This window comes from Kribbella sp. NPDC048915 (genome assembly GCF_040649595.1).
Lineage (GTDB): Bacteria > Actinomycetota > Actinomycetes > Propionibacteriales > Kribbellaceae > Kribbella.
The window spans coordinates 54,225-79,484 of the sequence record NZ_JBEZFT010000027.1; the positions used below are offsets into that span (position 1 = coordinate 54,225).

Annotated in this window: 18 protein-coding genes; 12 read left to right on the forward strand and 6 right to left on the reverse strand. The window is 69.3% G+C overall.

Annotated features, from left to right (window positions below; all coding sequences use genetic code 11):
* The first annotated feature begins 1,209 nt into the window (after positions 1–1,209).
* A complete protein-coding gene (locus AB0B82_RS16665; RefSeq protein ID WP_360168298.1) occupies positions 1,210–4,203 on the forward strand; it encodes a S8 family serine peptidase in 2,994 nt (997 codons plus the stop codon).
* A gap of 73 nt (positions 4,204–4,276) precedes the next feature.
* Here the strand turns inward: AB0B82_RS16665 and AB0B82_RS16670 are convergent, their stop codons facing one another.
* From AB0B82_RS16670 to AB0B82_RS16680, 3 genes are read right to left on the reverse strand one after another with little or no spacing between them, the layout of a single operon-like run.
* A complete protein-coding gene (locus AB0B82_RS16670) occupies positions 4,277–5,467 on the reverse strand; it encodes a hypothetical protein (protein ID WP_360168301.1) in 1,191 nt (396 codons plus the stop codon).
* Positions 5,464–5,991 carry a sigma-70 family RNA polymerase sigma factor gene (locus AB0B82_RS16675; protein WP_360168304.1) on the reverse strand — a complete coding sequence of 176 codons (528 nt, stop codon included), beginning with the start codon at positions 5,989–5,991 and terminating at the stop codon, positions 5,464–5,466. Before AB0B82_RS16675 ends, AB0B82_RS16670 begins: the two co-directional genes overlap by 4 nt.
* A gap of 32 nt (positions 5,992–6,023) precedes the next feature.
* Entirely contained in the window at positions 6,024–6,929 is a 906-nt protein-coding gene (locus tag AB0B82_RS16680; protein WP_360168307.1) for a hypothetical protein, read from the reverse strand.
* Positions 6,930–7,045: 116 nt separating this feature from the next.
* Between AB0B82_RS16680 and lepA the strand changes: the two genes are divergently transcribed.
* From lepA to AB0B82_RS16710, 6 genes are all read left to right on the forward strand, one after another.
* Positions 7,046–8,935 carry a translation elongation factor 4 gene (gene lepA, locus AB0B82_RS16685; RefSeq protein ID WP_360168310.1) on the forward strand — a complete coding sequence of 630 codons (1,890 nt, stop codon included), beginning with the start codon at positions 7,046–7,048 and terminating at the stop codon, positions 8,933–8,935.
* A gap of 1 nt (position 8,936) precedes the next feature.
* Positions 8,937–9,869 (forward strand): aminoglycoside phosphotransferase family protein, encoded by a 933-nt coding sequence (locus tag AB0B82_RS16690; RefSeq protein ID WP_360168313.1) that lies wholly within the window; start codon positions 8,937–8,939, stop codon positions 9,867–9,869.
* Positions 9,870–10,572: 703 nt separating this feature from the next.
* Complete coding sequence (locus tag AB0B82_RS16695; protein WP_360168316.1) at positions 10,573–11,154, forward strand: TetR/AcrR family transcriptional regulator; 582 nt, start codon at positions 10,573–10,575, stop codon at positions 11,152–11,154.
* A gap of 184 nt (positions 11,155–11,338) precedes the next feature.
* A complete protein-coding gene (locus AB0B82_RS16700; RefSeq protein ID WP_360168346.1) occupies positions 11,339–12,700 on the forward strand; it encodes an MFS transporter in 1,362 nt (453 codons plus the stop codon).
* A 40-nt stretch (positions 12,701–12,740) separates the two neighbouring features.
* Positions 12,741–13,367, forward strand: coding sequence for an MOSC domain-containing protein (locus tag AB0B82_RS16705; protein WP_360168319.1), 627 nt, complete (start codon positions 12,741–12,743; stop codon positions 13,365–13,367).
* 231 nt (positions 13,368–13,598) lie between these two features.
* Positions 13,599–14,819, forward strand: coding sequence for an MFS transporter (locus AB0B82_RS16710; RefSeq protein ID WP_360168322.1), 1,221 nt, complete (start codon positions 13,599–13,601; stop codon positions 14,817–14,819).
* On the opposite strand, the gene AB0B82_RS16715 is transcribed toward AB0B82_RS16710, so the two are convergent.
* The 3 genes from AB0B82_RS16715 to kduI are packed head-to-tail and all read right to left on the reverse strand — an operon-like array spanning position 14,798 to position 17,160.
* Positions 14,798–15,553: an IclR family transcriptional regulator gene (locus tag AB0B82_RS16715; protein ID WP_360168324.1), complete on the reverse strand. Its 756-nt coding sequence runs from the start codon at positions 15,551–15,553 to the stop codon at positions 14,798–14,800. The two genes, AB0B82_RS16710 and AB0B82_RS16715, sit on opposite strands and share 22 nt — an antisense overlap.
* Before the next feature lie 36 nt (positions 15,554–15,589).
* A complete protein-coding gene (locus tag AB0B82_RS16720) occupies positions 15,590–16,339 on the reverse strand; it encodes an SDR family oxidoreductase (protein WP_360168326.1) in 750 nt (249 codons plus the stop codon).
* On the reverse strand, positions 16,336–17,160 hold the full coding sequence (kduI, locus tag AB0B82_RS16725; protein WP_360168328.1) for a 5-dehydro-4-deoxy-D-glucuronate isomerase: 825 nt from the start codon (positions 17,158–17,160) through the stop codon (positions 16,336–16,338). Before kduI ends, AB0B82_RS16720 begins: the two co-directional genes overlap by 4 nt.
* Positions 17,161–17,311: 151 nt before the next feature.
* Here kduI and AB0B82_RS16730 point away from each other — a divergent pair, with 151 nt between their 5' ends.
* The 5 genes from AB0B82_RS16730 (at position 17,312) to AB0B82_RS16750 (ending at position 25,040) form a co-directional block, all read left to right on the forward strand.
* Positions 17,312–18,823, forward strand: coding sequence for a sodium:solute symporter family protein (locus tag AB0B82_RS16730; RefSeq protein ID WP_360168330.1), 1,512 nt, complete (start codon positions 17,312–17,314; stop codon positions 18,821–18,823).
* Between the two features lie 68 nt (positions 18,824–18,891).
* Positions 18,892–19,077, forward strand: a complete 186-nt coding sequence (locus AB0B82_RS16735; protein ID WP_184834590.1) for a tautomerase family protein — start codon at positions 18,892–18,894, stop codon at positions 19,075–19,077.
* A gap of 158 nt (positions 19,078–19,235) precedes the next feature.
* A complete protein-coding gene (locus tag AB0B82_RS16740; RefSeq protein WP_360168334.1) occupies positions 19,236–20,261 on the forward strand; it encodes an aspartate-semialdehyde dehydrogenase in 1,026 nt (341 codons plus the stop codon).
* Between the two features lie 99 nt (positions 20,262–20,360).
* Positions 20,361–23,069, forward strand: a complete 2,709-nt coding sequence (locus AB0B82_RS16745; protein ID WP_360168337.1) for a BTAD domain-containing putative transcriptional regulator — start codon at positions 20,361–20,363, stop codon at positions 23,067–23,069.
* A 135-nt stretch (positions 23,070–23,204) separates the two neighbouring features.
* Positions 23,205–25,040, forward strand: a complete 1,836-nt coding sequence (locus tag AB0B82_RS16750) for a long-chain fatty acid--CoA ligase (protein ID WP_360168340.1) — start codon at positions 23,205–23,207, stop codon at positions 25,038–25,040.
* The last annotated feature ends 220 nt before the right edge of the window (positions 25,041–25,260 follow it).

Consider the following 25,260-nt stretch of genomic DNA (forward strand, 5'->3'; position numbering starts at 1 on the left):
GGGACCATGCACACCATCCCGGGACCATGCACACCATCCCGGGACCATGCACACCATCCCGGGACCATGCACACCATCCCGGGACCATGCACACCATCCCGGGACCATGCACACCCAACCCGGACCTCGCACACCCGCCCGGGACTGTGCATCCCATCCCGGGACTGTGCACCCCATCCCGGGGCCTTGAACAAGCAATAACCACTCCACACCCACCACAACCTGTTCAAGCCCCCGAGTTCAGCCCGCACGCCGACCGGCGCAGCCAACCACAGCCAGCCTCATACGAGCGGATAACCCCGCCAGTTGGGGATCTCTGCTCTCATACCGACGAAGAACCCCAATACGCGGGGTTATCCGCTCGTATGCCGTGCTGCGGATCAGTCGGCGGTGATCTCGTCAGCGGTGATCCAGCCAGCGGTGATCTGGTCGGCGGCGGTCTCCTCGACGGTGTTCGGCACGCGGCGACGGTGCGGCGTGGTCCCGTGCCGTGGTGGCGTGGTGCCGTGCCGGGCCGTGACGTGGGGTGATGGTGTGGCGCGGTGTCGTGGCGCCGTGATGGCGTGCGGGGCCGTGCCGTCGTGGCGCGCCGTGCCGTGCCGTCGTGGCGCGCCGTGCCATGGCGCCGTGCCGCGCCGTGGTGCCGTGGTGCCGTGGCGCTGTGGTGGCGGTGGTGCGGTGTGGTCGTAGGGGCTCCGGTTTTCGTCGTGCGGTGGGTTTACCCACGGTGTTGTGGGTTCCGCACCCCTCACACGGGTCAGGAACCCACAACACGATGAGTGAACCCACCGTGCGGGGAGCCACCGTGCGGGGAGCCACCGTGCGGGGACCCATCGTGCGGGGACCCATCGTGCGGGGACCCATCGTGCGGGGACCCATCGTGCGGGGACCCATCGTGCGGGGACCCATCGTGCGGGACCCCATCGTGCGGGAACCCACCGTGCGGGAACCCACCGTGCGGGAACCCACCGTGCGGGAACGTCCGCGCGTCAGCCAGCGCGGGCGCCGACTCGGGCACCCGGACCCGCCCACGGAGCGGTCGCAGGAGCCGGTTTTCCCTTGCACCTGTCCTGACCTGCGTGACAGGTGTGTTCGACGGGCGGCATACTCAGGGCCCCGTGCTCTGGGGACCTGTGTGGGGGTGCCGGGGGCCGGGACGTCCGCGAGCCAATGCTCCACCATCGCTCCCGTCCAGCCTGGAGGAACTTCGTGACCCGCAAACGACCGGCGATTCTTGTCGCCACCGCACTGATCGCCGCCGGTGCCGGCGTGCCGGTGCTGGTGAGTACGGCGAGCGCCAGCCAGCCGACCGCGTCGGTGGCCGACCCGGAGGTGAAGCGCTCCGGGACCGGTTCGTACATCGTCCAGCTCGACGACTCCCCGGTCGCGGAGTACGGCGGCGACATCGCCGGTCTGGCCGCGACGAAGGTCGCGCCCGGCGGCAAGCTGCTGAAGACCGCGGCGCCGGTCGTCGACTACGTCCGGCACCTCGCCGGTGAGCGCGACCAGGTCCTGAAGCAGGTCCCGGGCGTCAAGAAGCTGTACGACTACAACTACACGTACTCCGGTTTCTCGGCCGAGATGTCGTACGAGGACGCGGTCAAGCTGGCCAAGACCTCCGGTGTGAAGAGTGTCGAGCCGAGCGAGCTGCAGCACACCGACACCGTCGACACCCCGCGCTTTCTCGGGCTGTCCGGCAAGGGCGGCGCCTGGCAGCAGGCGGGCGGGATCGACAAGGCCGGCGACGGCGTGATCATCGGCATGATCGACTCCGGGTACGTCCCGGAGCGGGGGAGCTTCGCGCCGATCAAGACCACGAGGGCCTCGGACGCGATCGTCGCGAAGAAGTGGAAGGGCATCTGCCAGGCCGGCGAGGAGGCGCCCGTCACCTGCAACAACAAGGTGATCGGTGCGCGGTACTTCGACAAGGGCATCGGCAACCGCCCGATCCCGGCGGAGTTCAAGTCGCCGCGTGACTACGGCGGCCACGGCACCCACACCGCGAGCACGGCGGCCGGCAACTACGGCGTCGAGATGAGCGTCCTGGGCCGTGACTACGGCAAGGGCTCCGGTATGGCGCCGCACGCCCGCCTGGCGATCTACAAGGCGCTGTGGGCAGTCGACGAGACCGGCGGCGGCAGCGGTACGGACGCCGACATCGTGGCCGCGATCGACGCGGCGGTGTCCGACGGTGTCGATGTCATCAACTACTCGATCTCCGGCAGCGGGTCGACGTACGTGAACGCGACCGGGCTCGCGTTCCTGCGGGCCGCGAAGGCGGGCGTGTTCGTCGCGACCAGCGCCGGCAACACGGGTCCGGGTGACGCGACCGTGGGCAAGACGTTCCCGTGGGTCACGTCGGTTGCCAACGGCACCCACGACCGGGACGTTCAGACCACGCTGACGCTCGGCGACGGCTCGAAGTACACCGGCGCGGGCATCGGATCCGGTACGCCGCAGGCGCCGATCGTGCTGGCCAAGGACGCCGGCCTCCCGGGCGCCGACCCGGCGAACCTGACCCTGTGCCAGCCGAACACGCTCGACCCGGCGAAGGTGACCGGCAAGATCGTGGTCTGCGACCGCGGCGTGAACGCCCGCGTCGACAAGAGCCTGCAGGTGAAGAACGCCGGCGGTGTCGGCATGGTCCTGCTGAACATCACCCCGTCCACGCTGGACGCCGACCTGCACTCGGTGCCGACCGTTCACCTCGACGACAAGGCCACGTCGGCCGTCAAGGCGTACGTCAGCGGCACCGCGAACCCGACCGCCACGATCGGCGCCGGTACGCCGGTGCGCGTGACCGCCCCGAAGGTCGCCGCATCGTCGAGCCGCGGACCGTCCCCGGCCGGCAACGGTGACCTGCTCAAGCCGGACATCATGGCGCCGGGTACCAGCGTCCTGGCCGCGACCAGCGCGTTCAGCGCGGCCGGTGGCGAGTACGCGTTCATGAGCGGTACGTCGATGTCGACACCGCACATCGCGGGTATCGCCGCCGTCCTGAAGTCCAAGCACCCGACCTGGTCGCCGATGGCGATCAAGTCCGCGCTGATGACGACCGCCACCGACAAGGACACCAGCGGCAAGCCGATCCAGAACGACTCCGGTTCGCCGGCGAACCCGTTCGGGTACGGCGCCGGTCAGGTGCGGCCGAAGCTCGGCATGGACCCGGGCCTCGTCTACGACTCGACGTACACCGATTGGACGAAGTTCATCTGCGGTTCCGGTCAGGTGCCGAGCACGCACGAGCTGTGTGCGAACGGCAAGATCGACCTGAGCGACCTCAACTACCCGACCATCGCGATCGGCGACCTGGCCGGCAAGCAGACCGTCACCCGCACGGTGACGAACGTCGGCAAGCACGCCGAGGTCTACCTGCCGAAGGTCGAGGGCCTCAAGGGTCTGAAGGTCACGGTGTCGCCGAAGATCCTGATCACGCTGCCGGGCCGCAGCACGACGTACAAGGTCACGATCGAGAACAACGGTGCGCCGCTGGAGCAGTACTCGTTCGGCCGGCTGATCTGGAAGTCGGCGAAGCACACCGTCGCCAGCACCGTCGCGATCAAGCCGCTGACGGTGAAGGCCTCGGTCCAGGTCAACGCCACCGGCGCGTCCGGCTCGGTGCAGGTACCGGTCACGGCCGGGTATGCCGGGACGCTCACCACGACCGCGGTGGGTCTGGACGCGGCGAAGGTCGGCGAGGCGACGCTGAAGAACCCGGGCGGGGTGTCCTTCCCGACGACCAACCCTGGGGTCAACGACCACGTCGCGAAGTTCACCGTGGGCGTCCCGGCCGGTACGACGCACGCGCGGTTCTCGACGTTCGACGCCGACTACCCCGCAGGTACGGACCTGGACGTGTTCGTCTACCGGGCCGGTACGGCGACGCTGCTCGGTAGCAGCACCGGCGGCTCCGCCGAGGAAGAGGTGAACCTGTCGAGGCCCGCAGGCGGTCAGGTGGACGTGTACGTCGACCTGTACGCCGGAGCGGACGAGCAGCAGGTGAAGCTCAACCACTGGCAGCTGGGGCAGGCTGCGGGCAACCTGACGGTCACTCCGGCCAGCCAGCAGGTCACGGTGGCCGGCCAGACCAGCGTGACCGCCAGCTGGACCGGCCTGACCCCAGGCGCCCGCTACCTCGGTCAACTCCGCTACTCCGACGGCGCCGACGGCTCCGGCTCCACCCTGGTCCGCGTAGACAGCTGACGCATCCACGGCAGCGGCTCAGCACAGTCAAGAGCTGTGCTGAGCCGCTGTCGTCTTTATGACGCCTGAACGGTCAGGGCTGAACTGCCTTGATGATCTCGTCCGGCGCACTGGTCACGACCTGCTTGCACTCGCCGGAGGCCACGGCACATCGGAACATCTTCTGCTCGGCCTGTGCGTCGTCGATCACGACGACGTTCGCCGGATTCTCGAAGACCCCGCCACCGGCCAGTCTGGCCTTGGCCGGCAGCGTCAACGAGGAGACCTGTCCGGTGGCGACGTCGACGGCGACCTGGGTGCTGAGAACCATCGTCATCCCGTCGGGGGACAGCGCCACGTACGGCGCGACCACGTTGCCCTCGGTGGTCCGGGCGTCGAAGCAGTACTCACGCTTGATCTCCAGCCCCTTCGCCCCGAGGGTCGCGGCGTTCGCGCAGTACTTCCGGCCGCCCTTGTTCGTCAGTTGCACGACGGTGCCGGTGCCGCGTGCCACCACGATTTCGCCCTCGAGGTTCCCGACCGTCCGGACCTCGTTGCTCGGCCCGGGCTGCCAGACGGTCACCGGTCGCGCGTCCGGCGAATGCGGGTTCATCCAGACGCCGTCCTTGTTCCACCCGATCAGCTCGAGGTTCGGCGTCGTGACGGTGACACGGGCCACCTCGTCGCCGCTCTTCACATCGACGACGACCACCTCGCCGCTCGGTGCGCCGGATTTGCTCAGCGGTACCGCGATCTGACGGCCGTCGGGGGAAACCACGGGATAACCGGCCCCGAGCGGCCCGAGCGGTCTGACCTGGCCGCTCGGCGACACCACCGCGGCCTGGGACTTGGCGGGATCGGGGTAGCCGGTGGTGACCAGCCACCCACCGTCGACCCGAGCGAGTACGTCGCCCTGCACGCCAGGGTTCTTCACGGTCCGATCGCCGTCGTGGATGGTCGCCCACCAGGTGTCGAGCGGGTTGTCCGGGTTGTTCTGCACGGTGACGGCGTACGGGATCAGGGGTTTCCCGGCCGGGACCGGGACCGAACTCGCGCTCGGGATGCCGGCGACCGACGGCTCTCGGTCGGTCACGCCGGACAGGACGGTGGCGGTGAGGGCCAGGGCCCCGGCGACGGCGGCGGCCGCGAGGAGAACCGGCCAGCGCCGGGAGCGGGTGGGTTCGGTGCCGCCCGGTACGGCGAGGCCGGGGCCTTCGGCAGTGTCCGGGACGGTGTCGGCCTGGGTCTGGAAGTAGTCGTGGAGGCGCGTTTCGGTGTCGGTCATCGCAGGTCCTTGAGGCGCTCGGTCAGGGTGGCCAGGCCGCGGGTGGACGCGGACCGGGCGGTGGATTCGGTGATGCCCATCAGGGCGGCGATCTCCGCGAACGGGAGGTCGAGGTAGTAGCGGAGGACGAGGACCTGCCGGGTTCGCGTGGGCAGACCTTGCAGTGCGCGCTGCACCTGGGAGCGCTCCTCGCCGAGCACCGCCGTGGTCTCCGCCGACGGGTTCGGTGCGTGATGCGGTGGCGTGTACAGCCGCGCCACCCGCCGCCGGCGCAGCACCGAGCGACTGCGGTTCAGTATCGCGGCCCGCAGATACCCCAGTGCCGCATCCGCCTCCCGGAGCGGCCACCGCCGGTACAGCTCGGTGAAGGCCTCCTGGACGATGTCCTCCGCCGCTTGTCGGTCGTCCGTCATCAGCACGGCCAGGCGCACCAGCCCGGCCCAGTGCAGGCTGTACAGCTCTGCCACCGCTGCATGCCCGTCGTCCGTCGCCGGCGCCCTGATCGGGCCCCTGATGCTCACCATTTGTTCGGTCACACCCCAGAGACGCGTGTGACTCAGAAACGCTGCATCCGTTCCCGGGTCCAGTTGAGATGCAGCAGTGCCTGTTCGCGCTGCCAGGCTCGCATGGTGGGGATGCCGGGCGGCTCCGGCTGGGCCGAACCCCACCAGAGGCCGCCGGCGATGGCAGCGATGAAGCCGGTGATGCCCTCCTCCTCCGGGAGCGACGGCAGGGTGACCGACTCGCGCATGTCTGCGTGCAGGATCACCGTGTCCGTCCAGCGTGGTGCCAGCGCCGGATGCGCCCAGTCGATGAAGACCACGCGCTCGTCGGTCAGGATGATGTTGTCGGCTCGCAGGTCCCAGTGGGCCAGTGCCTTGCCTTGGGCAAGCGCAGCGATCCCCGTGCGCGCCAGCTCGGCGAACTCCTCGACGTGTCCTTCCAGCCAGTCCGGAACGGCCAGGTCGTCCTCCAGGACCCTCTCCCACCGGCTGAGGAACTCATGGCTACGTACGGCGGCCACCGGGGCGTCCGGCCACGGCGATGGGTCCAGTGCGTCGGTCAGGTCCTCCAGCGCGCCCAGCACCCGGTCGGCGTCCGCCTGTTCCCACGGGTGCGCGGGCAGCCGTCCGTCGATGTCCTCGAAGAGCATCCCGACCCAGTCGCCGTCGTCGTACACGGCGTAGAGCTCCGGCGCCATCGGGAGCCGGCCGATCGCCTGCACCGCGGTGATCTCCAGGCGGAACAGCTCGGGCGTTTTCGGGTTCAACGTCGTCCCGACAGCCTTGACGAACGCCCGGCGGCCGGAGGCCGTCACCAGGCGCGCGGCGGTACCGGGGGAGAAGCCGCCCTGCTGGGTCGCGGCCGAGATCACGGCCGAGCCCAGCGTGCGCTCCACCCACGCCCGCACCGCGGCAGGCAGCTTCTCGTACGGCAAACGAACCCCAGCAGCGTGCGCCATACCTCACAACGGTAGAGCCCGGATCCACTGATTTTCGAATCCGCTGGACCCGCATGGGATGATTGAGCGGATATCCCACCCGCAGTACTGTCCGCGACGAGAACTGGATCCCTTCCGTGCCCGTAGGCCCCACGAATGTGCCGCAGCCGGGTCGCACCGACCCGTCGCTGATCCGGAACTTCTGCATCATCGCTCACATCGACCACGGCAAGTCGACGCTGGCCGACCGGATGCTGCAGATCACCGGGGTGGTCGACGACCGCTCGATGCGGGCGCAGTACCTCGACCGGATGGACATCGAGCGCGAGCGCGGCATCACGATCAAGTCGCAGGCGGTCCGGCTGCCGTTCACGCCCAGCCCGGACTCCCCGGGCGGACTGCTCGCTCCGGACGGTACGACGTACATCCTGAACATGATCGACACGCCGGGCCACGTGGACTTCACGTACGAGGTCTCGCGGTCGCTGGAGGCGTGTGAGGGCGCCGTCCTGCTGGTGGACGCCGCGCAGGGCATCGAGGCGCAGACCCTGGCGAACCTGTACCTCGCGCTGAACGCCGACCTGCACATCATCCCGGTGCTGAACAAGATCGACCTGCCGAGCGCGCAGCCGGAGAAGTACTCCGAGGAGCTCGCGCACATCATCGGCTGCGACCCGTCCGACGTGCTGAAGGTGTCGGCGAAGACCGGCGAGGGCGTCGAGGAGCTGCTCAGCGAGATCGTCGCCCAGGTCGAGCCGCCGAAGGGCGTCAAGGACGCGCCGCCGCGCGCGCTGATCTTCGACTCCGTGTACGACACGTACCGGGGCGTGGTCACCTACGTCCGGGTCGTCGACGGCGAGCTGACGCACCGCGACCGGATCAAGATGATGTCGACCGGTGCGGTGCACGAGATGCTCGAGGTCGGGGTGATCTCACCGGAGCCGAGCAAGACGCAGAGTATCGGTGTGGGTGAGGTCGGTTACCTGATCACCGGCGTGAAGGACGTCCGCCAGTCCCGCGTCGGTGACACCGTCACGTCGAACGTGCACGGCGCGACCGAGCCGCTCGGCGGCTACAAGCACCCGCAGCCGATGGTGTACGCCGGTCTGTACCCGATCGACGGCGACGACTACCCGACGCTGCGCGACGCGCTCGACAAGCTCCAACTGAACGATGCCGCCCTGCAGTACGAGCCGGAGACTTCCGGCGCGCTCGGCTTCGGTTTCCGCTGCGGCTTCCTCGGGCTGCTGCACATGGAGATCGTCCGTGAGCGGCTCGAGCGCGAGTTCAACCTGGACCTGATCTCGACCGCGCCGAACGTCGTGTACCGGGTGGTGATGGAGGACGGCACCGAGCACGTCGTCACCAACCCGAGCGAGTTCCCCGAGGGCAAGGTCGACGAGGTCTTCGAGCCGGTCGTGAAGGCGACGATCCTGAGCCCGAGCGACTACATCGGCGCGATCATGGAGCTGTGCCAGACCAAGCGCGGTCAGCTGCAGGGCATGGACTACCTGTCCGAGGACCGCGTCGAGCTGCGGTACACACTGCCGCTGGCCGAGATCGTCTTCGACTTCTTCGACCAGCTCAAGTCGAAGACCAAGGGCTATGCCTCGCTCGACTACGAGCCGACCGGTGAGCAGGCCGCGCAGCTGGTCAAGGTCGACATCCTGCTGCACGGCGAGACCGTGGACGCGTTCTCCGCGATCGTGCACCGCGACAGTGCGTACGGGTACGGTGTCGCGCTGGCCGGGAAGCTGAAGGAGCTGATCCCGCGGCAGCAGTTCGAGGTGCCGATCCAGGCCGCGATCGGGTCCCGGGTGATCGCCCGCGAGACGATCCGCGCGATCCGCAAGGACGTGCTGGCCAAGTGCTACGGCGGTGACATCACCCGGAAGCGCAAGCTGCTCGAGAAGCAGAAGGAAGGCAAGAAGCGGATGAAGATGGTCGGCCGGGTCGAGGTGCCGCAGGAGGCCTTCATCGCCGCCCTCCGCACCTCCGACACCGCCGAGAAGGCCGGCAAGAAGTAGGGTGCCGGCCGTTCCTGGAGGCCAGCCGGTCGAGATTCCCGAGGGTCTGCTGGCCGTCGGGTCGCGCGGTCCGGACTGGGCCGGCTGGCTGGATGGCCTGCCGCGGTTGGTCCGGGAGCTGCTGGAGTCCTGGGAGCTGCGGGTCGACGGACCGTCGGCGTACGGCAATTGCGCGCTCGTCGTCCCGGTACTCACCCGCGCCGGTGAGCGCGCCGTACTGAAGGTGCAGTTCCCGCACTGGGAGGCGGAGACCGAGCACCTCGCGCTGCGCGACTGGGCCGGCAACGGCGCCGTCCAGCTGTTGCGCGCCGACCCGCGGCGGTTCGCGCTGCTGCTCGAGCGGTTGGAGCCACGGGACCTGACCACGATCGACGCGCTGGACGCGTGCGAGATCGTGGGACGTACCTACAAGCGGTTGCATGTTGTGGCCGGCCCGCAGTACCGGACGTTGTCCGGTGAGCTGCGCCGCTGGGTCGAGGGGTTTCGGCAGCTGCCGGCGTCGGCGCCGGTGCCGCACCGGTACGTCGAGCAGGCGATCTCGCTGGCCGAGGACTTCATCGCCGACCCCGCGACCGACGGCCGGCTCATCCACACCGACCTGCACTACGAGAACATGCTCGCCGCCGACCGCGAACCGTGGCTGGTGATCGACCCGAAACCGTTGTCCGGCGATCCGCACTACGAAGTCGCCCCGCTGATCTGGAACCGCTGGGACGAGGTCGCCGCCGCCTACGACCTGCGCTTCGCTCTCCGCCAACGCTTCTGGACCGTGGTCGACGCCGCCGGCCTCGACGAAGACCGCGCCCGCGCGTGGGTCGTCGTACGGCAAATGCTCAACGTCCTGTGGACCCTCCAAGAATCGACCGGAGACCGGACCTTGCCCCGGGACTGGCTGACCCGCAACATCGCCATCGTCAAAGCAATCCAGGCCTGATCCCAGACGGTCGGCCTGCTGCAAACGGGTGAGGATCAGCGCGGGCTTGAGTCGAGCAGGCGACCCTCCACTCGAGCAGGCAACCCTCCAGTTGTGTCGGCATCCCTCCAGTTGGTGGGCGACCCCGCGATTCGGGACGGCCGTTCGGTTGGTGTGCGGGTTGAGCGGCCGAGTGCGTGAGCGTTGCCCGCTGAAGTGGAGGGTTGCCTGTTCAAAATTTCGCTGGGCAACCCTTCATTTGGATGGGCAACCCTCGTGAGCTTGGTCGTCAGGTGGGGCTGTGACGAGGATGGCGGGGCAGAACCGGTACGGCGGGCCTGCGCGTGGCGGACCGCGGTACGGCGGGATCGGGTGCGGCGCGTTCGGTCGGGTGGGGCGCGGTCCGGCGGTGTTGGGGTGGGGCGTGGTGTGGCGGATCGGGGTACGGCGGGACTGGACGTCAGCACTGGTCCAGTACGGCGGGATCGGGGCGCGCGCATGCCGTGCGGCGGGGGATGGTGCGGCGCAATCTGGTGTCGGCCGCGGGCCTCTACGCGGGCCTATCCGCTCGTGTTGGGGGGTCTGCTGGTGTACCAGCGCAGAACCCCGACACGAGGGGTTGACCCGTCGTGTTGGCCAGCCCGGCGGATCACCACGGCCGCGCAGGTGTGAGGTGGTAGACAGGTGCTGGAGTTAGTAGTTAGTGCCTACTAACTTAGGCGCCATGAGTGGTGTGCGGATGAGTGGGCGGGCGCGGCGTGAGCAGGTGCTGGGGATCGCCGAGGAGGAGTTCGCGGCCGCGGGGCTCGCGGGAGCTTCGACGGAGACGATCGCGCGGCGGGCGGGGATCACGCAGGCGTACGTGTTCCGGATGTTCGGGACGAAGCGGCAGCTGTTTCTCGAATGCGTGGACGCCGCGTTCGAGCGGATGCGGCTCGCGATGCTCGCGGCGGCCGGCGGGGCGAGTGGGATCGAGGCGCTGGCGGCGATGGGGCAGGAGTACCACGACATGCTCGCCGACCGTACGACGTTGCTGCTGCAGTTGCAAGGCACCGCGGCTGCGGCTGCGGGTGATGACGAGGTACGCGACGCCGTACGGGCGAGCTTCGGGCGACTGTGGCAGTCGGTTGCCGACACTGCGCAGCTCGATGCGGTGACGGTGAAGGCGTTCCTCGCGTTCGGCATGCTGCTCAACACGAGCGCCGCCCTCGACCTCCCCGAGGTCGACGAACCGTGGGCACACCAGGTCCGAACCCGCATCCAACCCGGACTCTTCAACCACATCACCACCGAAACCAACCAGTGAGCACCCCCACCGACATGCGCTCACGCCCCGCGCGGCCGTCCTCCATCGGCTCCGTGATCAGGGGGCTCGACGATCGGTGGTTGCCTTGGGCACGGACCGGCGTACAGGCGGGCCGCTTCCAGCAGATCGCCGGCGGGGCTGAGTTGTGAGCGTGACCAGTGCTGTGCGGCTGCGATTGCCTGGTGTGTTGGTTCTCGTCGGCTTGATTGTTGCTGTGATCGGGAGCCTCGGGGCTCCGTTGATCACGGCGGTGGCTGCGGAGTACGGCGTCTCGCTCGCGGCGGCGCAGTGGACGTTGACGGTTGCCTTGCTCGCGGGGGCGGTGGCGACGCCGGTGCTGGGGCGGCTCGGAGCCGGGCCGCGACGCCGCACGGTCGTGCTGACGATGCTTGCGGTCGAGGTTGCCGGCGGTTTGCTGACGGTGTTGCCGTTGTCGTTCGGGTTCCTGCTGACCGGACGGGTGTTGCAGGGCTCCGGGATGGGGCTGGTCGTACTGATGATGGCGGTAGCGCGTGACCACCTCGACGAACGGCGGGCTGCGCGGGCGATCGCGTTGCTGTCGGTGGCATCGACGGCGGGGATCGGGATCGGCTATCCGTTGTCCGGGTTGCTGACCGATCTCGCCGGCGTCCGGGCGGCGTGCGGGCTCGGGCTCCTCGTCACCACGGTCGCGTTCGTGGCCGCCGTACTCGCGTTGCCGCAAGCTCCGGAGCGACCGTCCGCGCGGCTCGACGGCCGCGGTGCGATCCTGCTCGCGGTCGCTCTGCCGACCGTACTGCTCGTCATCGGCGATACCAGCCTCTGGCACCGCCACATCGGTCTCGCTGCCGCGGTGCTCGCAGCCGCGCTCGTCCTCCTTGTCGTGTGGGCGTTGCTCGAAATCCGTACCGCGAATCCGCTTGTCGACATCAGGTTGCTGCGGCATCCCGCGATCGCCGCCGCGAACCTCGTGATGCTGATCGGCGGTGCCGGGATGTACCTGCTGTTCAGCCTGATCACCCGGTATGTGCAGACGCCCGCCGCGGCCGGGTACGGCTTCGGGCTGAACACCTTCGAAGCCGGCCTCGTCCTGGTGCCGTTCTCGGTTCTCGGGTTTGTTGCCGGACGCTTGATTCCAGGATTGCCGCGGCTCGGAGTTCGATCGTTGCTGGCAGCAAGTACGGCGGTGGTTCTGGCGGCGTTCGTGCTGTTCGCGGCGTCCAGGACGAACCTCGTCGAGCCGATCGTTGCCATCGGCATCCTCGGGTTCGGCGTCGGCGCGTTCTCCGCGGCGATGCCGGCGGTCATCCTCGCGGCGACGCCGGCCGCCGAGACGGCCAGTGCGATGAGCGTCAACGCGGTGGTGCGGAGCGTCGGGTTCTCCACCGGGAGTGCCCTCGGCGGCCTGATCCTCGCCGTACACACCACGAGCGTGTTTCCGAGCGAGTCCGGGTACGGCGTGGCGGCCTGGATCGGCGTGGCGACGACCGCGGCCACTCTGATGATCATCGCCGTACTCCCGCTGCACCGCGAAACCACCGCCGCGAACAGCCAGCGCCGCGATTAACCAGTAGTGCCAGGTTGTCGCGCCGGGAGATGATGTGCGTATGCGCGTGCTGACGGTCAACGTGGTGGAAGAGCTGATTCCCGGACCCAAAGAGACTGGCTTCACCGCGATCGACAAACGGCCGCAGTCCGGACGCGTGTACGTCGGTGCGCTCGGTCTGCGGGGTGACCGGGTCTGCGACACGAAGAACCACGGTGGTCCGGATCTCGCCGTGTACGCGTACGCGCAGGAGGACGCGGACTGGTGGGCCGGCGAGCTCGACCGTGAGATCCCGCCCGGCCTGTTCGGTGAGAATCTCCGGACCGAGGGGCTCGACGTCAACGGCGCGCTGCTCGGGGAGGTATGGCGGATCGGCGCCGAGGTCGAGGTGATGGTGCGCGCGCCGCGGATCCCGTGCATCACGTTCCAGCACCGGATGCAGGAGCCGCACTGGGTCAAGCGATTCCACCAGGCCGGGCGGCCCGGTGCGTACCTGAAGGTCCTGCGCGAGGGGACGATCGGCGCCGGCGACCGGATCGAGATCGTCAGCCGCCCGGACCACGACGTGACGATCTCGGAGATGTTCGGCGCCCAGGACCCGGCGAAACTCCGCCGCATGCTCGACTCCGGCGTCGACCTGATGGACGAACTCCGCGACACCGCCCACCGCGTCCTCACCCGCAGCTGACCCCCGGCACGACCGCACCGCCGCCGTACCACGGCGCCGCACCGCCGCCACCGCCGCCACACCACCGCCGCCACCGCCGCCACCGCCGCCGGACCGCGCCGCTGGCAGCGCCGCCGCACCACCGCCGCCGCACCACCGCCGCGCAGCCAGCGACCGGCAGGCGGCAGGCGGCTGTCGGCTGTCGGGTGAATCTCAGTTGCGACCAGGTCGCAGGATCTCGATGATGTGCCGGTGAGGACGCTCTTGCCTGACCCGGGTCCGTTGCGGCCGCTGGCGTTGGCTACTGTGCTCAGTCGGATCGGCAACGGCCTGTTGATGACGGTGAGTGTTCTGTACTTCACCCGCATCGTCGGACTGTCGATTGCGCAGGTCGGGCTCGGCCTGACCGTGGCCGGGTTGTTCGGCCTGGTGTCTGCCGTGCCGCTCGGGCATCTGGCGGATCGGCGCGGCCCGCGCGGGCTGTTCGTCGTGCTGAGCCTGGCGGTGTGTGCACTCTCGCTGACCTACCTCTTTGTACACACCTTCTGGCAGTTCCTCGTCGTCAGCATCGTGCTGACGATGATCGACCGCGGTGCCGGGGCGGTCCGCGCGGCGCTCATCGCCGCGGTGACCACCGGCGCCGGGCGAGTCGCGGCGCGGGCGTACCTGCGGGCGATTACGAACATCGGCATCATGGCCGGTGCCGGCATCGGCGCGTTCGCGCTGCATTTCGACACGGGTACGGCGTACCGCCTGATGTTCGTGCTCGACGCGGTACTGAGCAGCGTCGCGGCGTTCGTCGTCCTCGCGATTCCCCGGGTGGCGCCGCAGCCGCACGAGGGTGGCGGGCCGGTGTGGGTCGCGCTGCGGGATCGCGGCTATCTCGCGGTCGCGGCGTTGAACGCGGGGATGAGCATCCACTACGCCGTCCTCGACGTCGCCATCCCGCTCTGGGTGGTCGACCACACCGACGCGCCGCGCTGGACGGTTGCGTTACTGCTGATCATCAACACCGTGGTGGTGGCGCTGTTCCAGGTGCGCTCGTCGCGCGGTATCGCGGATCCGACCACCGCCGCCCGCGCCACGCGGACCGCCGGGCTGTTGCTGATGGCATCGATGGTGTTGTTCGCCGGAGCGACCTGGGGCAACGCCGTGCTCGCGGTCGGTCTGCTCGCGGTCGGTGCGCTGGTCCAGGTGATCGGCGAACTGCTGCAGTCGTCCGGCTCGTTCCTGCTCGGGTTCGACCTGGCGCCAGATCATGCACAGGGGCAGTACCAGGGCGTGTGGAACACCAGCATGTCGATCAGCACGATGGTCGCGCCAACGGTTCTCGCGCTGCTCCCGCTCGGTCTCGGCGTACCCGGCTGGATCATCCTCGGCGCGTGGTTCGCGCTGGTCGGCGTCCTGTTCGTTCCCGTCGTCCGGTGGGCCGCGACGCGCCGCGAGAGCCGTCAGTTGGTGGGTTCGCGGTAGCCGAGCGCGGCGGAGATCTTCCGGGCCGCCTCGATCGCGGCCGGGGCCATCAGCGCGACCTGGGCGATCGACTGCTCCAGCGACAAGGTGGAGATGCTGACCGCGGCGATCGCGGCGCCGGTGTGGTCGTGGATGACGGCGGCGACGCAGCGGATGCCGGGCTCGTTCTCCTCGTCGTCGAGCGCGTAGCCGCGGTCCCTGATCTGTGCGAGATCGGCCTTGAGTGCGGCGGCCGTCGTGTGCGTCAGCGGCGTACGGGCGGGCAGACCGGTCCGGGTGATGTGGAGGTCCAGTTCCTCGTCGCTCTTCTCCGCGAGCAGCGCCTTCCCGATCCCCGTGCAGTGCAACCAGATCGCTTTGCCGACGCGGGACGGCATCCGGTACGGCTTCGGGCCGTCGAGCCGTGCGACGTAGATCGCCTCGTCGCCGTTGAGCAGCCCGACGTGCACCGTGCACCGTGTCTGCGCGACGAGATCCGCGAGGACCGGACGGGCGACCGTGGCGAGGTCGACGTTCGTCAGCGCGTGCCCGGCCAGGCGCAGCGCCTTCGATCCGGGGTGGTACGAGCCGTCGTCGGCCTGGGCGACGAACTCGTGCTCGACGAGCGACGCCATGATCCGGTGCACGGTCGACTTGGCCAGCCCGGTCGCGTTCACCACGTCGGTGAACCGCGAGTGCTCCAGGACGGCGTCCAGCACCATCAGCGTCTTGTCGATGGCCGAGGGCGAGCTCATGCCGGACATCCTGCCATTCCCCTCCACAACGTGGCCCTACCGCGCCAGCCAGCCGCCGTCGACGGCGAGAACATGCCCGTTGACGTAGTCCGACGCCGCGGAGGCGAGGAACACCGCGGCGCCCACGATGTCCTCCGGCCGGCCCCAGCGACCCGCGGGGATCCGCTCCCGGATCGCGGCTTCGCGCGCTGGGTTCGCCCGCAGCTCCGCGGTGTTGTCGGTACTGATGTACCCGGGCGCGATCGCGTTCACCTGCACACCGGCAGGCCCCCACTCGTTGGCCAGCGCCCGCGTCAGCCCGGCGACTGCGTGCTTGCTGGCGGTGTACGCCGGAACCGTGATGCCGCCCTGGAAACTCAGCAGCGACGCGATCGTGACGATCTTCCCGGCGCCCCGCCGAGCCATCGCCGCCCCGATCGGACGGGTCAGTGCCCAGGTCGAGTTGAGGTTCACGTCGATCACGTGCTGCCAGTCGTCGATCGAGGTCTCCGCCGCGGGCGCCCGCCGGATCGTCCCGGCGTTGTTGACCAGGATGTCGATCTTTCGCGAGGCCAGCTCCACACCGGCGCGCTCGACCGCGGACGGATCCGCGAAGTCGGCGGTCACCACCGACGCCGAGCCGCCGTACTGCTTGATCTCCTCGAGTGTGTCCTCGAGCGCCGCGTCCCGCGCCATCAGGATCAGCTCCGCACCGGCAGCGGCGTACCCGGCCGCGATCGCCGCGCCGATGCCGCGCCGCGCGCCGGTGACGAGCGCGGTGCGTCCCGCGAGGCTGAAAGAGGTCACCGCAGGTCCCGTACGTCGACGCCGTCCATGTCGTCGAACGCCTGATTCTCGCCGGCCATCGCCCAGACGAAGGTGTACGACGACGTGCCGCAGCCGGAGTGGATCGACCAGCTGGGGGAGATGACCGCCTGCCGGTCCGCGACCAGCAGATGCCGCGTCTCGTCGGGCTCGCCGAGCAGATGCACGACGCGCTCGGTCTCCGGGAGGCCGAAGTACAGGTAGCACTCGGTACGCCTGTCGTGGGTGTGCGCGGGCATGGTGTTCCAGGTGCTGCCCGCGTGCAGTGTCGTCACGCCGAGGACGATCTGGCAGCTGCGGACGCCGTTCGCGTGGATGTACTGGTCGATCGTGCGGCGGTTCGCGGTCTGCTGGTCGCCGAGTTCGAGGCGGTTGCCCTCACCGGGGTTGACCTGCGCGGTCGGGAACGCGGTGTGCGCGGGCGCCGAGAAGACGTAGAACGCCGCCTCGGGTCCGTCGAAGACCACGTCACGGACGCCGCGTCCGACGTACAGACAGGCACCGGTCGGCAGTTCGTACTTCGTGCCATCGGCGGTGACCGTGCCGGATCCGCCGACGTTGACGATGCCCGCCTCGCGACGCTCGAGGAAGTACTCGCTGCGCAGCTCCGGGTAGCTACCGAGCAGCAACGGTCCGGCGCTGGGCCGGGCGCCGGCGAGCACGATCCGGTCGTGGTGGGTGAGCACCGCAGTGACCGCGCCGGGGACGAAGAGGTCCTCGACCAGGTAGTGGCGGCGCAGCGCGGCGGTGTCGAAACCGGGCAGCTGCTCGGGATGGGTGGCGTGCCTGATCTGCAATGTCACGGAACTAGGTTCCATTGACCAGAACAGGGTGTCAATCGCCGGCGAGTCGTGGAACTGAGCAGGCGAATGTTCCGGGTTCCGTCTCTTGACACCTGGTTCTGGTGAGTGGAACCTTCGAGGCGTTCACCCGCCCGCCCCTGGGAGGATTCCGATGACCGCTGTGGACTGGTCCGTCCTGGTCGGCTATTTCGTGCTGATGGTGCTGATCGGCGTCTGGTCGCGCACCAAGATCAAGACCGTCGTGGACTACTTCACGACCGGAGGCCGGATTCCCTGGTGGTTGTCCGGCATCTCGCATCACATGTCCGGCTACAGCGCGGTCATGTTCGTCGCGTTCGCCGCCGTCGCCTACACGTACGGCATCACCGTCTACGTCTGGTGGGCGATGACGATCGGCGTCGGGGTCGGCATCGGCGCGTTCGTGTTCGCTGCGCGGTGGAACAGGTTGCGCGCGAAACACGGCGTGGTGTCGCCGCTGGAGTACCTCGCGCAGCGGTACAACCTGCCGACGCAGCAGGCCCTCGCGTACTCCGGTGCCGCGCTGAAGGTCGTCGACATCGCCTCGAAGTGGGTCGCGATCGCCGTACTGCTGAACGGATTCACCGGCATGCCGATCCGTTGGGGGATCCTGCTGACCGGTGTGGTGACGATGCTGTACGCGACGCTCGGCGGGTTGTGGGCCGACGTCCTCACCGATTTCGGGCAGTTCGTGATCCAGTTCGGGGCCGGTGTGGCGATGTTCATCGGCGTCCTCGCGCACCTGGACGGCGTACCGACGCTGTGGAAGATGTGGGACGAGCTGCCGACCGGGCATGGCGACGCGCTGAACGGGCCGTACACGCCAGTCTTCCTGATCGCGTTCCTGTTCATCAAGACCTTCGAATACAACGGCGGCATGTGGAACCTGGCGCAGCGGTACATGGCCGCGCCGTCCGGGTCCGCGGCCAAACGGTCCGCGTTGCTGTCGTCGGTGCTGTGGTTGGTGTGGCCGCTGATTCTGTTCATCCCGATGTGCGCGGCGCCGTTGCTGGTCCAGCCCGGTAAGCCCGAGCAGTCGTACGTCGAACTGGCGCAACTGCTGTTGCCGACCGGACTGATCGGCTTGGTGCTGGCGGGGTTCTTCTCGCACACGATGGCGATGGTGGCGTCCGACGCGAACGCGATCTCGTCTGTCATCACGCGCGATCTGGCGCCGGTGCTGGTACCCAAGGTCCGCCGGCTGACCGACGCCGCGGCGCTGAAAATGGCCCGGATCGTCACGTTCACGTTCGTCACCGTGAGCATGCTGATCGCGATCGCCACCAACGGTGAGGGCGTGGTGCTGAAGATCGTCGTCGACCTGGTTGCCGCCACGATGGGGCCGATCGCGATTCCGCTGATGCTCGGTCTGCTGCCGTGGTTCCGGCGCAGCGGCTCCCGCGCGGCGCTGGCGTCGTGGGCGATCGGGCTCATCACGTGGGCGATCGTGAAGTACGGCGTCGGGTCGACGGACACCACCTTGGTCGTCGCGTTGCCGTTGGCAACGTCCATGGTTGTCTACATCGGCCTCGGCCTGATCGCGCCGGAGCGGCGGCCGGAGGTGGACGAGCTGGTCGACTCGCTGAACAGCGACCCCGACGAGACCGACGAGGTCGCTGCCCGGCGCGCCTCGGCCGTGTCCTGACCACCGAGCCCGGGACCGGCATCTGAGACACGGTCCCAGCTCATGGAACCACTGAGGAGAATCCCACCATGCCCAACATCACTGTCGAACTCCTGTCCGGCCGCACCCTCGACCAGCGCCGCGAGTTCGTCGCCGCGGTCACCGAGTCCGCGATCGCGATCCTCGGCGCCAAGCGCGAGGCGGTCCGGATCGTCTTCCAGGAAATCGAGACCACTGACGTGGCCAACGGCGGCACGCTGGTCGCCGACGCCTGACCCGGCGGACCTGCACCACTCATCAACCTCCCGCGACCGGCCGTGCCGCCGCTGCGCTGAGCGTGCGGCCGGCCGCGAGCGGCTGGTTACTGAGTGGTGGGCGTCCGCTGGGTGAAACTGCCGGGCGACGGTAGGCCCGAGCAATTACCCTCGGGCGCATGCGAGTAGGTGTATTCGGTGCGACAGGCCAGGTCGGCGGCGTGATGCGGGACCTGCTGGTCGAGCGTGCGTTCCCGGTGGACGAGGTGCGGTTCTTCGCGTCGGCGCGGTCGGCGGGAAAGACGCTGCCGTTCGGTGACCGGGAGGTCGTCGTCGAGGACTCGGCGACGGCGGACTTCGCGGGTCTCGAGCTGGCGCTGTTCTCGAACGGGAAGACCGCCTCCAAGGAGCTCGCGCCGAAGGTGGCCGCGGCCGGGGCCGTCTTGGTGGACAACTCGTCCGCTTGGCGGATGGACCCGGACGTGCCACTGGTCGTCTCCGAGGTGAACCCCGGCGACCTGGACACGATCCCCAAGGGCATCGTCGCGAACCCGAACTGCACCACCATGGCCGCGATGCCGGTGCTCTCGCCGCTGCATCGCGAAGCCGGACTGACCCGGCTGGTGGTCTCCACCTACCAGGCCGTCTCCGGCTCCGGCGGCGCCGGGGTGAGCGAGCTCGCCGACCAGGCGGCCGCCCTGGTCGAGACCGGCGGCGCGCTGGCTCGTGGCACCGACGGCATCACGCTCCCGGAGCCGAAGGTGTACGCCGGTCCGATCGCCTTCAACGTACTGCCGCTCGCCGGGTCGATCGTTGCCGACGGCACCGGTGAGACCGATGAGGAGCAGAAGCTCCGCAACGAGAGCCGCAAGATCCTGCACCTGCCGGACCTGCCGGTGGCCGGAACCTGTGTCCGGGTGCCGGTGTTCACCGGTCACTCGCTGAGCATCCACGCCGAGTTCGCCGAGCCGATCACGCCGGAGCGCGCGACCGAGATCCTCGGGTCCGCGCCGGGTGTCGCGGTCACGGACCTGCCGACCCCGCTGCTCGCGGCCGGCCAGGACCCGTCGTACGTCGGCCGGATCCGTCAGGATCAGTCGGTGCCGGGGAACCGCGGTTTGGTGCTGTTCGTCTCCAACGACAATCTCCGAAAGGGCGCCGCACTGAACGCGGTCCAGATCGCCGAGCTGCTCGCCCGGCGCTGACGACCCCGCATCGGCGGCCGCTGACGACCCCGCGCGTCGCTAGAGTTGAAGGCTCTGGCGAGGGAGGTGGCGGGGCTGGAGTTCCGGGTTCTGGGGGCAGTGGAAGTCAGGACCTCCGGCGGCGATCGCGTCCCGTTGCCGTCCCGCCGGGTGGCTGTCCTGCTGGCCGCGCTCGCCCTCCGCGTCAACCGGACGACACCCGTCGACGATCTCGTCGGTGTGCTGTGGAGCGCGGACGAGCTGCCGAGCAACCCGCGCTCCGCGCTGCAGATCTACGTCTCCCGGCTGCGCACGACCCTGGGCGACAAGGATCGGTCCGTGGTTCGTACGACGGCGGGCGGCTACTCGCTTCGCGCCGATCCGGACCAGGTCGACCTCGAGGTCTTCCGCCGGCTGGTCCGGACCGCCACCGAGACCATCGAGTCGAGCGAACGGGTCGAGCACCTCGAGGCCGCGCTCGCCCTGTGGCGGGGCGAACCACTCGCCGGTCTCGACACCGGTGCGGTGGCGCGGGAACTGATCCCGCGCCTCGACGAGGAGCAGCTCCAGGCTCGTGAGTTGTACTTCGACGCGCGTCTGGCTGCGGGCGAATCCGCCGTACTCGTCCCGGAACTGACCGAACTTGCCGAGCGTCACCCGACCCGCGAACGCTTCTGGGCGCAGCTGATCCGCGCGCAGCAGGCGTCCGGGCAGGAGGCGCTCGCCCTGGCCACGTACGGCGCGGTCGCCGAACGGCTGCGTGATCTCCTCGGCGCCGACCCGGGTCCCGAGCTCCGCGCACTCCACGCAGAGCTTCTCGCCGCGACCGCCACCGAACCGGACGAAGGCCGTGCGAACAACGTCGTACCGCGACAGCTGCCGTCCACTGTCCCGTCGTTCACTGGCCGCACCGACGATCTGCGGCGACTGGACGAACTGCTCCCGACCGGCCGCCTCTCGTTGGTCATCGGCCCGGCCGGTGTCGGGAAGACGTCGCTTGCGATCCATTGGGCCCGTGAGGTCGCGGACCGCTTCCCGGACGGCGTTCTGTACGCCGACCTGCTCGGGTTCTCGCCTGTCGCGGAGCCGGCCGATCCGCACACGGTCCTGTCGCGCTTCCTCGTCGCGCTCGGTACGCAGCCCGATCGTCTTCCGTCCAATGCCGACGAGCAGATCGCGCTGTATCGCAGTCTGTTGGCCGAGCGCGCGGTCCTGGTCGTCCTCGACAACGCCCGCTGCACCGATCAGGTCCGCCCGCTCGCGGCCACCGGTCCGCATTGCCACACCGTCGTCACCAGCCGCAACGAACTGGCCGGTCTGGTGGCCACCGACCAGGCGGAGCCGATCCGGCTGGACGTCTTCGACCCGATCCAGGCGAAGCAGTTGCTCGCGGCAAGGATCGGCTCCGAGCGCTTCGCGTCCGACGCCGCCAGTGTGGACGCGCTGGTCGAACGGTGCGCCGGTCTGCCGCTGGCGTTGTCGCTGCTCGCCGCGCAGATCGCGTTGCGGCCGCGGCGCTCGCTGGCGTCGTTCGCCGGGGCGCTCGGCGACGAGCCGCTCGACGCGTTGTCGACCGCGGACGGTGTCGGCGTACGGACGATCTTCTCCTGGTCGTACCAGCAGTTGCGGCCGGAGCTGGCGCGGATGTTCCGGCTCGTCACGCAGCATCCCGGGACGGAGATCACCGCCGGTGCGGCGGCCGCGCTGGCCGGCGTACCGATCCGGGACGCGCGGCGGATGATCGCGGAACTGGTCGCGAACCATCAGCTGACCGAGATCGAGCCGGACCGTTGGGTGCTGCACGACCTGCTGCGAGCGTACGGACGCGAGCTGTGCGCCCGCGACGAGGCAGAAGCGGCGTTCGAGCGGCTGCTCGGCTACCTCGTCCACACCGGGTTCGCCGCTGCGGTCCAGCTCGCGCCGAGCCGGGTCCGGGTGCAGCTGCCCGAGCTGCCCGCGGACGTGGAGGTGGTCGAGGCGGCGACGCGCGCGGAGGCGTTCGCCTGGTTCGACGCGGAGCAGCCGAACAATCTCGCCGTACTGCGGGCCGCGGCCGGGCGTGCCGACGAGTGGCTCTGGCTCTCGGTGTGGACGATCGCGGACTACCTCGACTTCCGCGGGCGATCCGGGTACCAGCAGGCGCAGGAGCTGGCGCTCGAGGCGGCGGTGCGCCTGGGGGACCTGCCGAAACAGACGCATACCCGGCGCGACCTGGCGCGCGGGCACATGGCGATGCGCGAGTGGGATGCGGCGATCCGGCAGCACGAGCTCGCGCTCGGCATCGCCGAGGAACTCGACGACGAGGCCGCGATCGCGCACGGATCGCTCGGGCTGGGGCGGGTGTTCACCCGGATCGGGGAGCATCGGCGGGCGATCGAGCACACCGAGCGCGCGTTGCGGATCTACGAGCGCACCGGGAACGTCGACGCGCGGGCGAACGCGCTGAACAACCTCGGTTGGTACCACTCCGAGCTCGGTGAGTACCAGACCGGGCTCGACTACGCGCGGCAGGCCTTGAAGCTGTACGCCGAGGTGGACTCGGAATTCGGTCGCGCCGTCGCCAGCGACACCAGCGGGTACGCGCTCGCCGGCCTCGGCCGGTTCGACGAGGCGATCGCGCTGTACACGGTCGCGGTCGACCTGCTCCGCGGGCTCGGCCGACGGCTGGACACCGCGAACTGCCTGCTGGCGATGGCGCGGATCCAGGACCGTGCCGGCCGCGGCGACGACGCCCGTGCCAGCTACGCGGCGGCCCTGGAGATCCTGGACGCACTCGATCATCCGGACGCGGAAACCGTCCGCGCCTGCCTGGCCAAGGATCACCGGTAATCGCTGCGTCACGCACTGTAGGTGCGTGTTGCGGAAACGTAATGGAGAAGCCGCAAGTGAGCGCGCGAGTGGCATGGTCAGGAGCGGTCGCTTGCGATTACTCTCCGGTTACTTGACCCCCTACGGAGGCCAGTTATGAAGCCTGTTGCCGATGCCGGACAGCTCGCGCTCCTCAGCAACCGCAAGACCACGATGGCCGAGATGTTCCTGCAGCGGGTGGCGGCAACGCCCGAACGGGAGGCGTTCCGGTTCCCGCGCGGAGAGCAGTGGACGTCGGTGACCTGGCGCGAGACCGAGGCCTTGACCCGCCGGCGCGCCGCCGGCCTGATCGCGCTCGGCGTGCAGCCCGAACAGCGGGTCGCGATCGCGTCGAATACGCGGATCGAGTGGATCGAGTGCTACCTGGCGGCCGTCCTGGCCGCGGCTGCGACCACCACGATCTACCCGTCGACGATCTCGTCCGACGTGGCCTACATCGTCGCGGACGCCGACGTTCAGGTGGTGTTCGCCGAGGACGCCACGCAGGTGGACAAGCTCCGCGCGCACCGCTCCGAGATCCCGTCGCTGCGCAAGGTCGTGCTGCTGGACGGTACGCCGCTGGAGTCCGACGGCGACTGGGTGATCACGCTCGGGCAGCTCGACCTGCTCGGCGACGAATACCTGGCCGAGCACCCGTCGGCGGTCGACGACCGGATCGCGGGCATCACGCCGGACACGCTGTGCACGCTGATCTACACCTCAGGGACGACGGGCCGGCCGAAGGGCGTCCGGCTGCCGCATTCGGCGTGGACGTACGAAGGTGCCGCGGTCGAGGGGATGCGGGTGCTCTCGCCGGACGACCTGCAGTTCCTGTGGCTTCCGCTGTCGCACGTCTTCGGCCAGGTGCTGCTCGCCGTTCAGTGCCAGATCGGGTTCGCGACCGCGGTCGACGGGCGGATCGACAAGATCGTCGACAACGCGGCCGTCGTCCAGCCGACCTTCATGGCCGCGGCGCCGCGGATCTTCGAGAAGGCGCACGCGCGGATCGTGACGATGATGCAGTCCGAGGGCGGCGTGAAGGCGAAGCTGTTCGACTGGGCGTTCGGCGTCGGTGCGAAGGTGTCCGAGTTGCGGCAGCAGGGCAAGGAGCCGACCGGGCTGCTGGCGGCGCAGTACGCCGCGGCCGACCGGCTCGTGCTGTCGAAGATCCGGGCCCGCTTCGGCGGCCGGATCCGGTTCTTCGTGTCCGGTTCGGCTGCCTTGGACAAGAAGCTCGCCGAGTGGTTCCACGCGGCCGGGCTGCTGATCCTCGAGGGGTACGGCCTGTCGGAGACCTCGGCCGGTTCGACGCTGAACCGGCCGACGAACTACAAGCTCGGCAGCGTCGGCGAACCGTTCCCCGGGACGCAGTTCAAGATCGCCGAGGACGGCGAGATCCTGATCAAGGGCGACGGTGTGATGAGCGGGTACCACAACCAGACCGAGCAGACCGCCGAGGTGATCGACGCCGACGGCTGGTTCCACACCGGCGACATCGGCCACTTCGAGGACGAGTTCCTGGTCATCACCGACCGGAAGAAGGACCTGTTCAAGACCTCCGGCGGCAAGTACGTCGCGCCGCAGGCGATCGAGGGCCGCTTCAAGACGATCTGCCCGTACGCCGGCCAGTTCGTCGTCCACGGCAACCGGCGGAACTTCGTCAGCGCGCTGGTCACGCTCGACCCCGACGCGATCGAGGGCTGGGCCGCCGCGAACGGGATGGCCGGCAAGTCGTACGCCGAGATCGTCACCTCGGACGCCGCCCGCGCCATGGTCCAGGGCTACATCGACGAACTCAACACCGGCCTGAACCGCTGGGAAACCATCAAGAAGTTCACCATCCTCGACCGCGACCTCACCGTCGAGTCCGGCGAGATGACCCCCAGCCTGAAGCTCAAGCGCAAGCACGTCGAAACCCAGTACGCCGACCTGCTCGACAAGATGTACGAATAGCCGCCTCTTGTGACTGATCCGTGGGTGCGTTGGTGGCGATGATCCCGGCCACCGACGTCTCAGGGTGACCGAGTCGACCGCCCGTGCCGTGCCGTGCCGTGCCGTGCCGCGCCGCGCCGCGCCGCGCCGTGCCGTGCCGTGCCGTGCCGTGCCGTGCCGTGCCGTGCCGTGCCGTGCCGTGCCGTGCCGTGCCGTGCCGTGCCGTGCCGTGCCGTGCCGT

What these genes read in the sequence shown, in the direction of transcription:
- AB0B82_RS16670 (WP_360168301.1), bottom strand. Translation starts at nt 5,467, where the DNA reads ATGACCGACACCGAAACGCGCCTCCACGACTACTTCCAGACCCAGGCC.
- AB0B82_RS16675 (WP_360168304.1), bottom strand. Translation starts at nt 5,991, where the DNA reads ATGGTGAGCATCAGGGGCCCGATCAGGGCGCCGGCGACGGACGACGGG.
- AB0B82_RS16695 (WP_360168316.1), top strand. Translation starts at nt 10,573, where the DNA reads ATGAGTGGTGTGCGGATGAGTGGGCGGGCGCGGCGTGAGCAGGTGCTG.
- AB0B82_RS16705 (WP_360168319.1), top strand. Translation starts at nt 12,741, where the DNA reads ATGCGCGTGCTGACGGTCAACGTGGTGGAAGAGCTGATTCCCGGACCC.
- AB0B82_RS16680 (WP_360168307.1), bottom strand. Translation starts at nt 6,929, where the DNA reads ATGGCGCACGCTGCTGGGGTTCGTTTGCCGTACGAGAAGCTGCCTGCC.
- AB0B82_RS16750 (WP_360168340.1), top strand. Translation starts at nt 23,205, where the DNA reads ATGAAGCCTGTTGCCGATGCCGGACAGCTCGCGCTCCTCAGCAACCGC.
- AB0B82_RS16730 (WP_360168330.1), top strand. Translation starts at nt 17,312, where the DNA reads ATGACCGCTGTGGACTGGTCCGTCCTGGTCGGCTATTTCGTGCTGATG.
- AB0B82_RS16735 (WP_184834590.1), top strand. Translation starts at nt 18,892, where the DNA reads ATGCCCAACATCACTGTCGAACTCCTGTCCGGCCGCACCCTCGACCAG.
- AB0B82_RS16740 (WP_360168334.1), top strand. Translation starts at nt 19,236, where the DNA reads ATGCGAGTAGGTGTATTCGGTGCGACAGGCCAGGTCGGCGGCGTGATG.
- AB0B82_RS16715 (WP_360168324.1), bottom strand. Translation starts at nt 15,553, where the DNA reads ATGAGCTCGCCCTCGGCCATCGACAAGACGCTGATGGTGCTGGACGCC.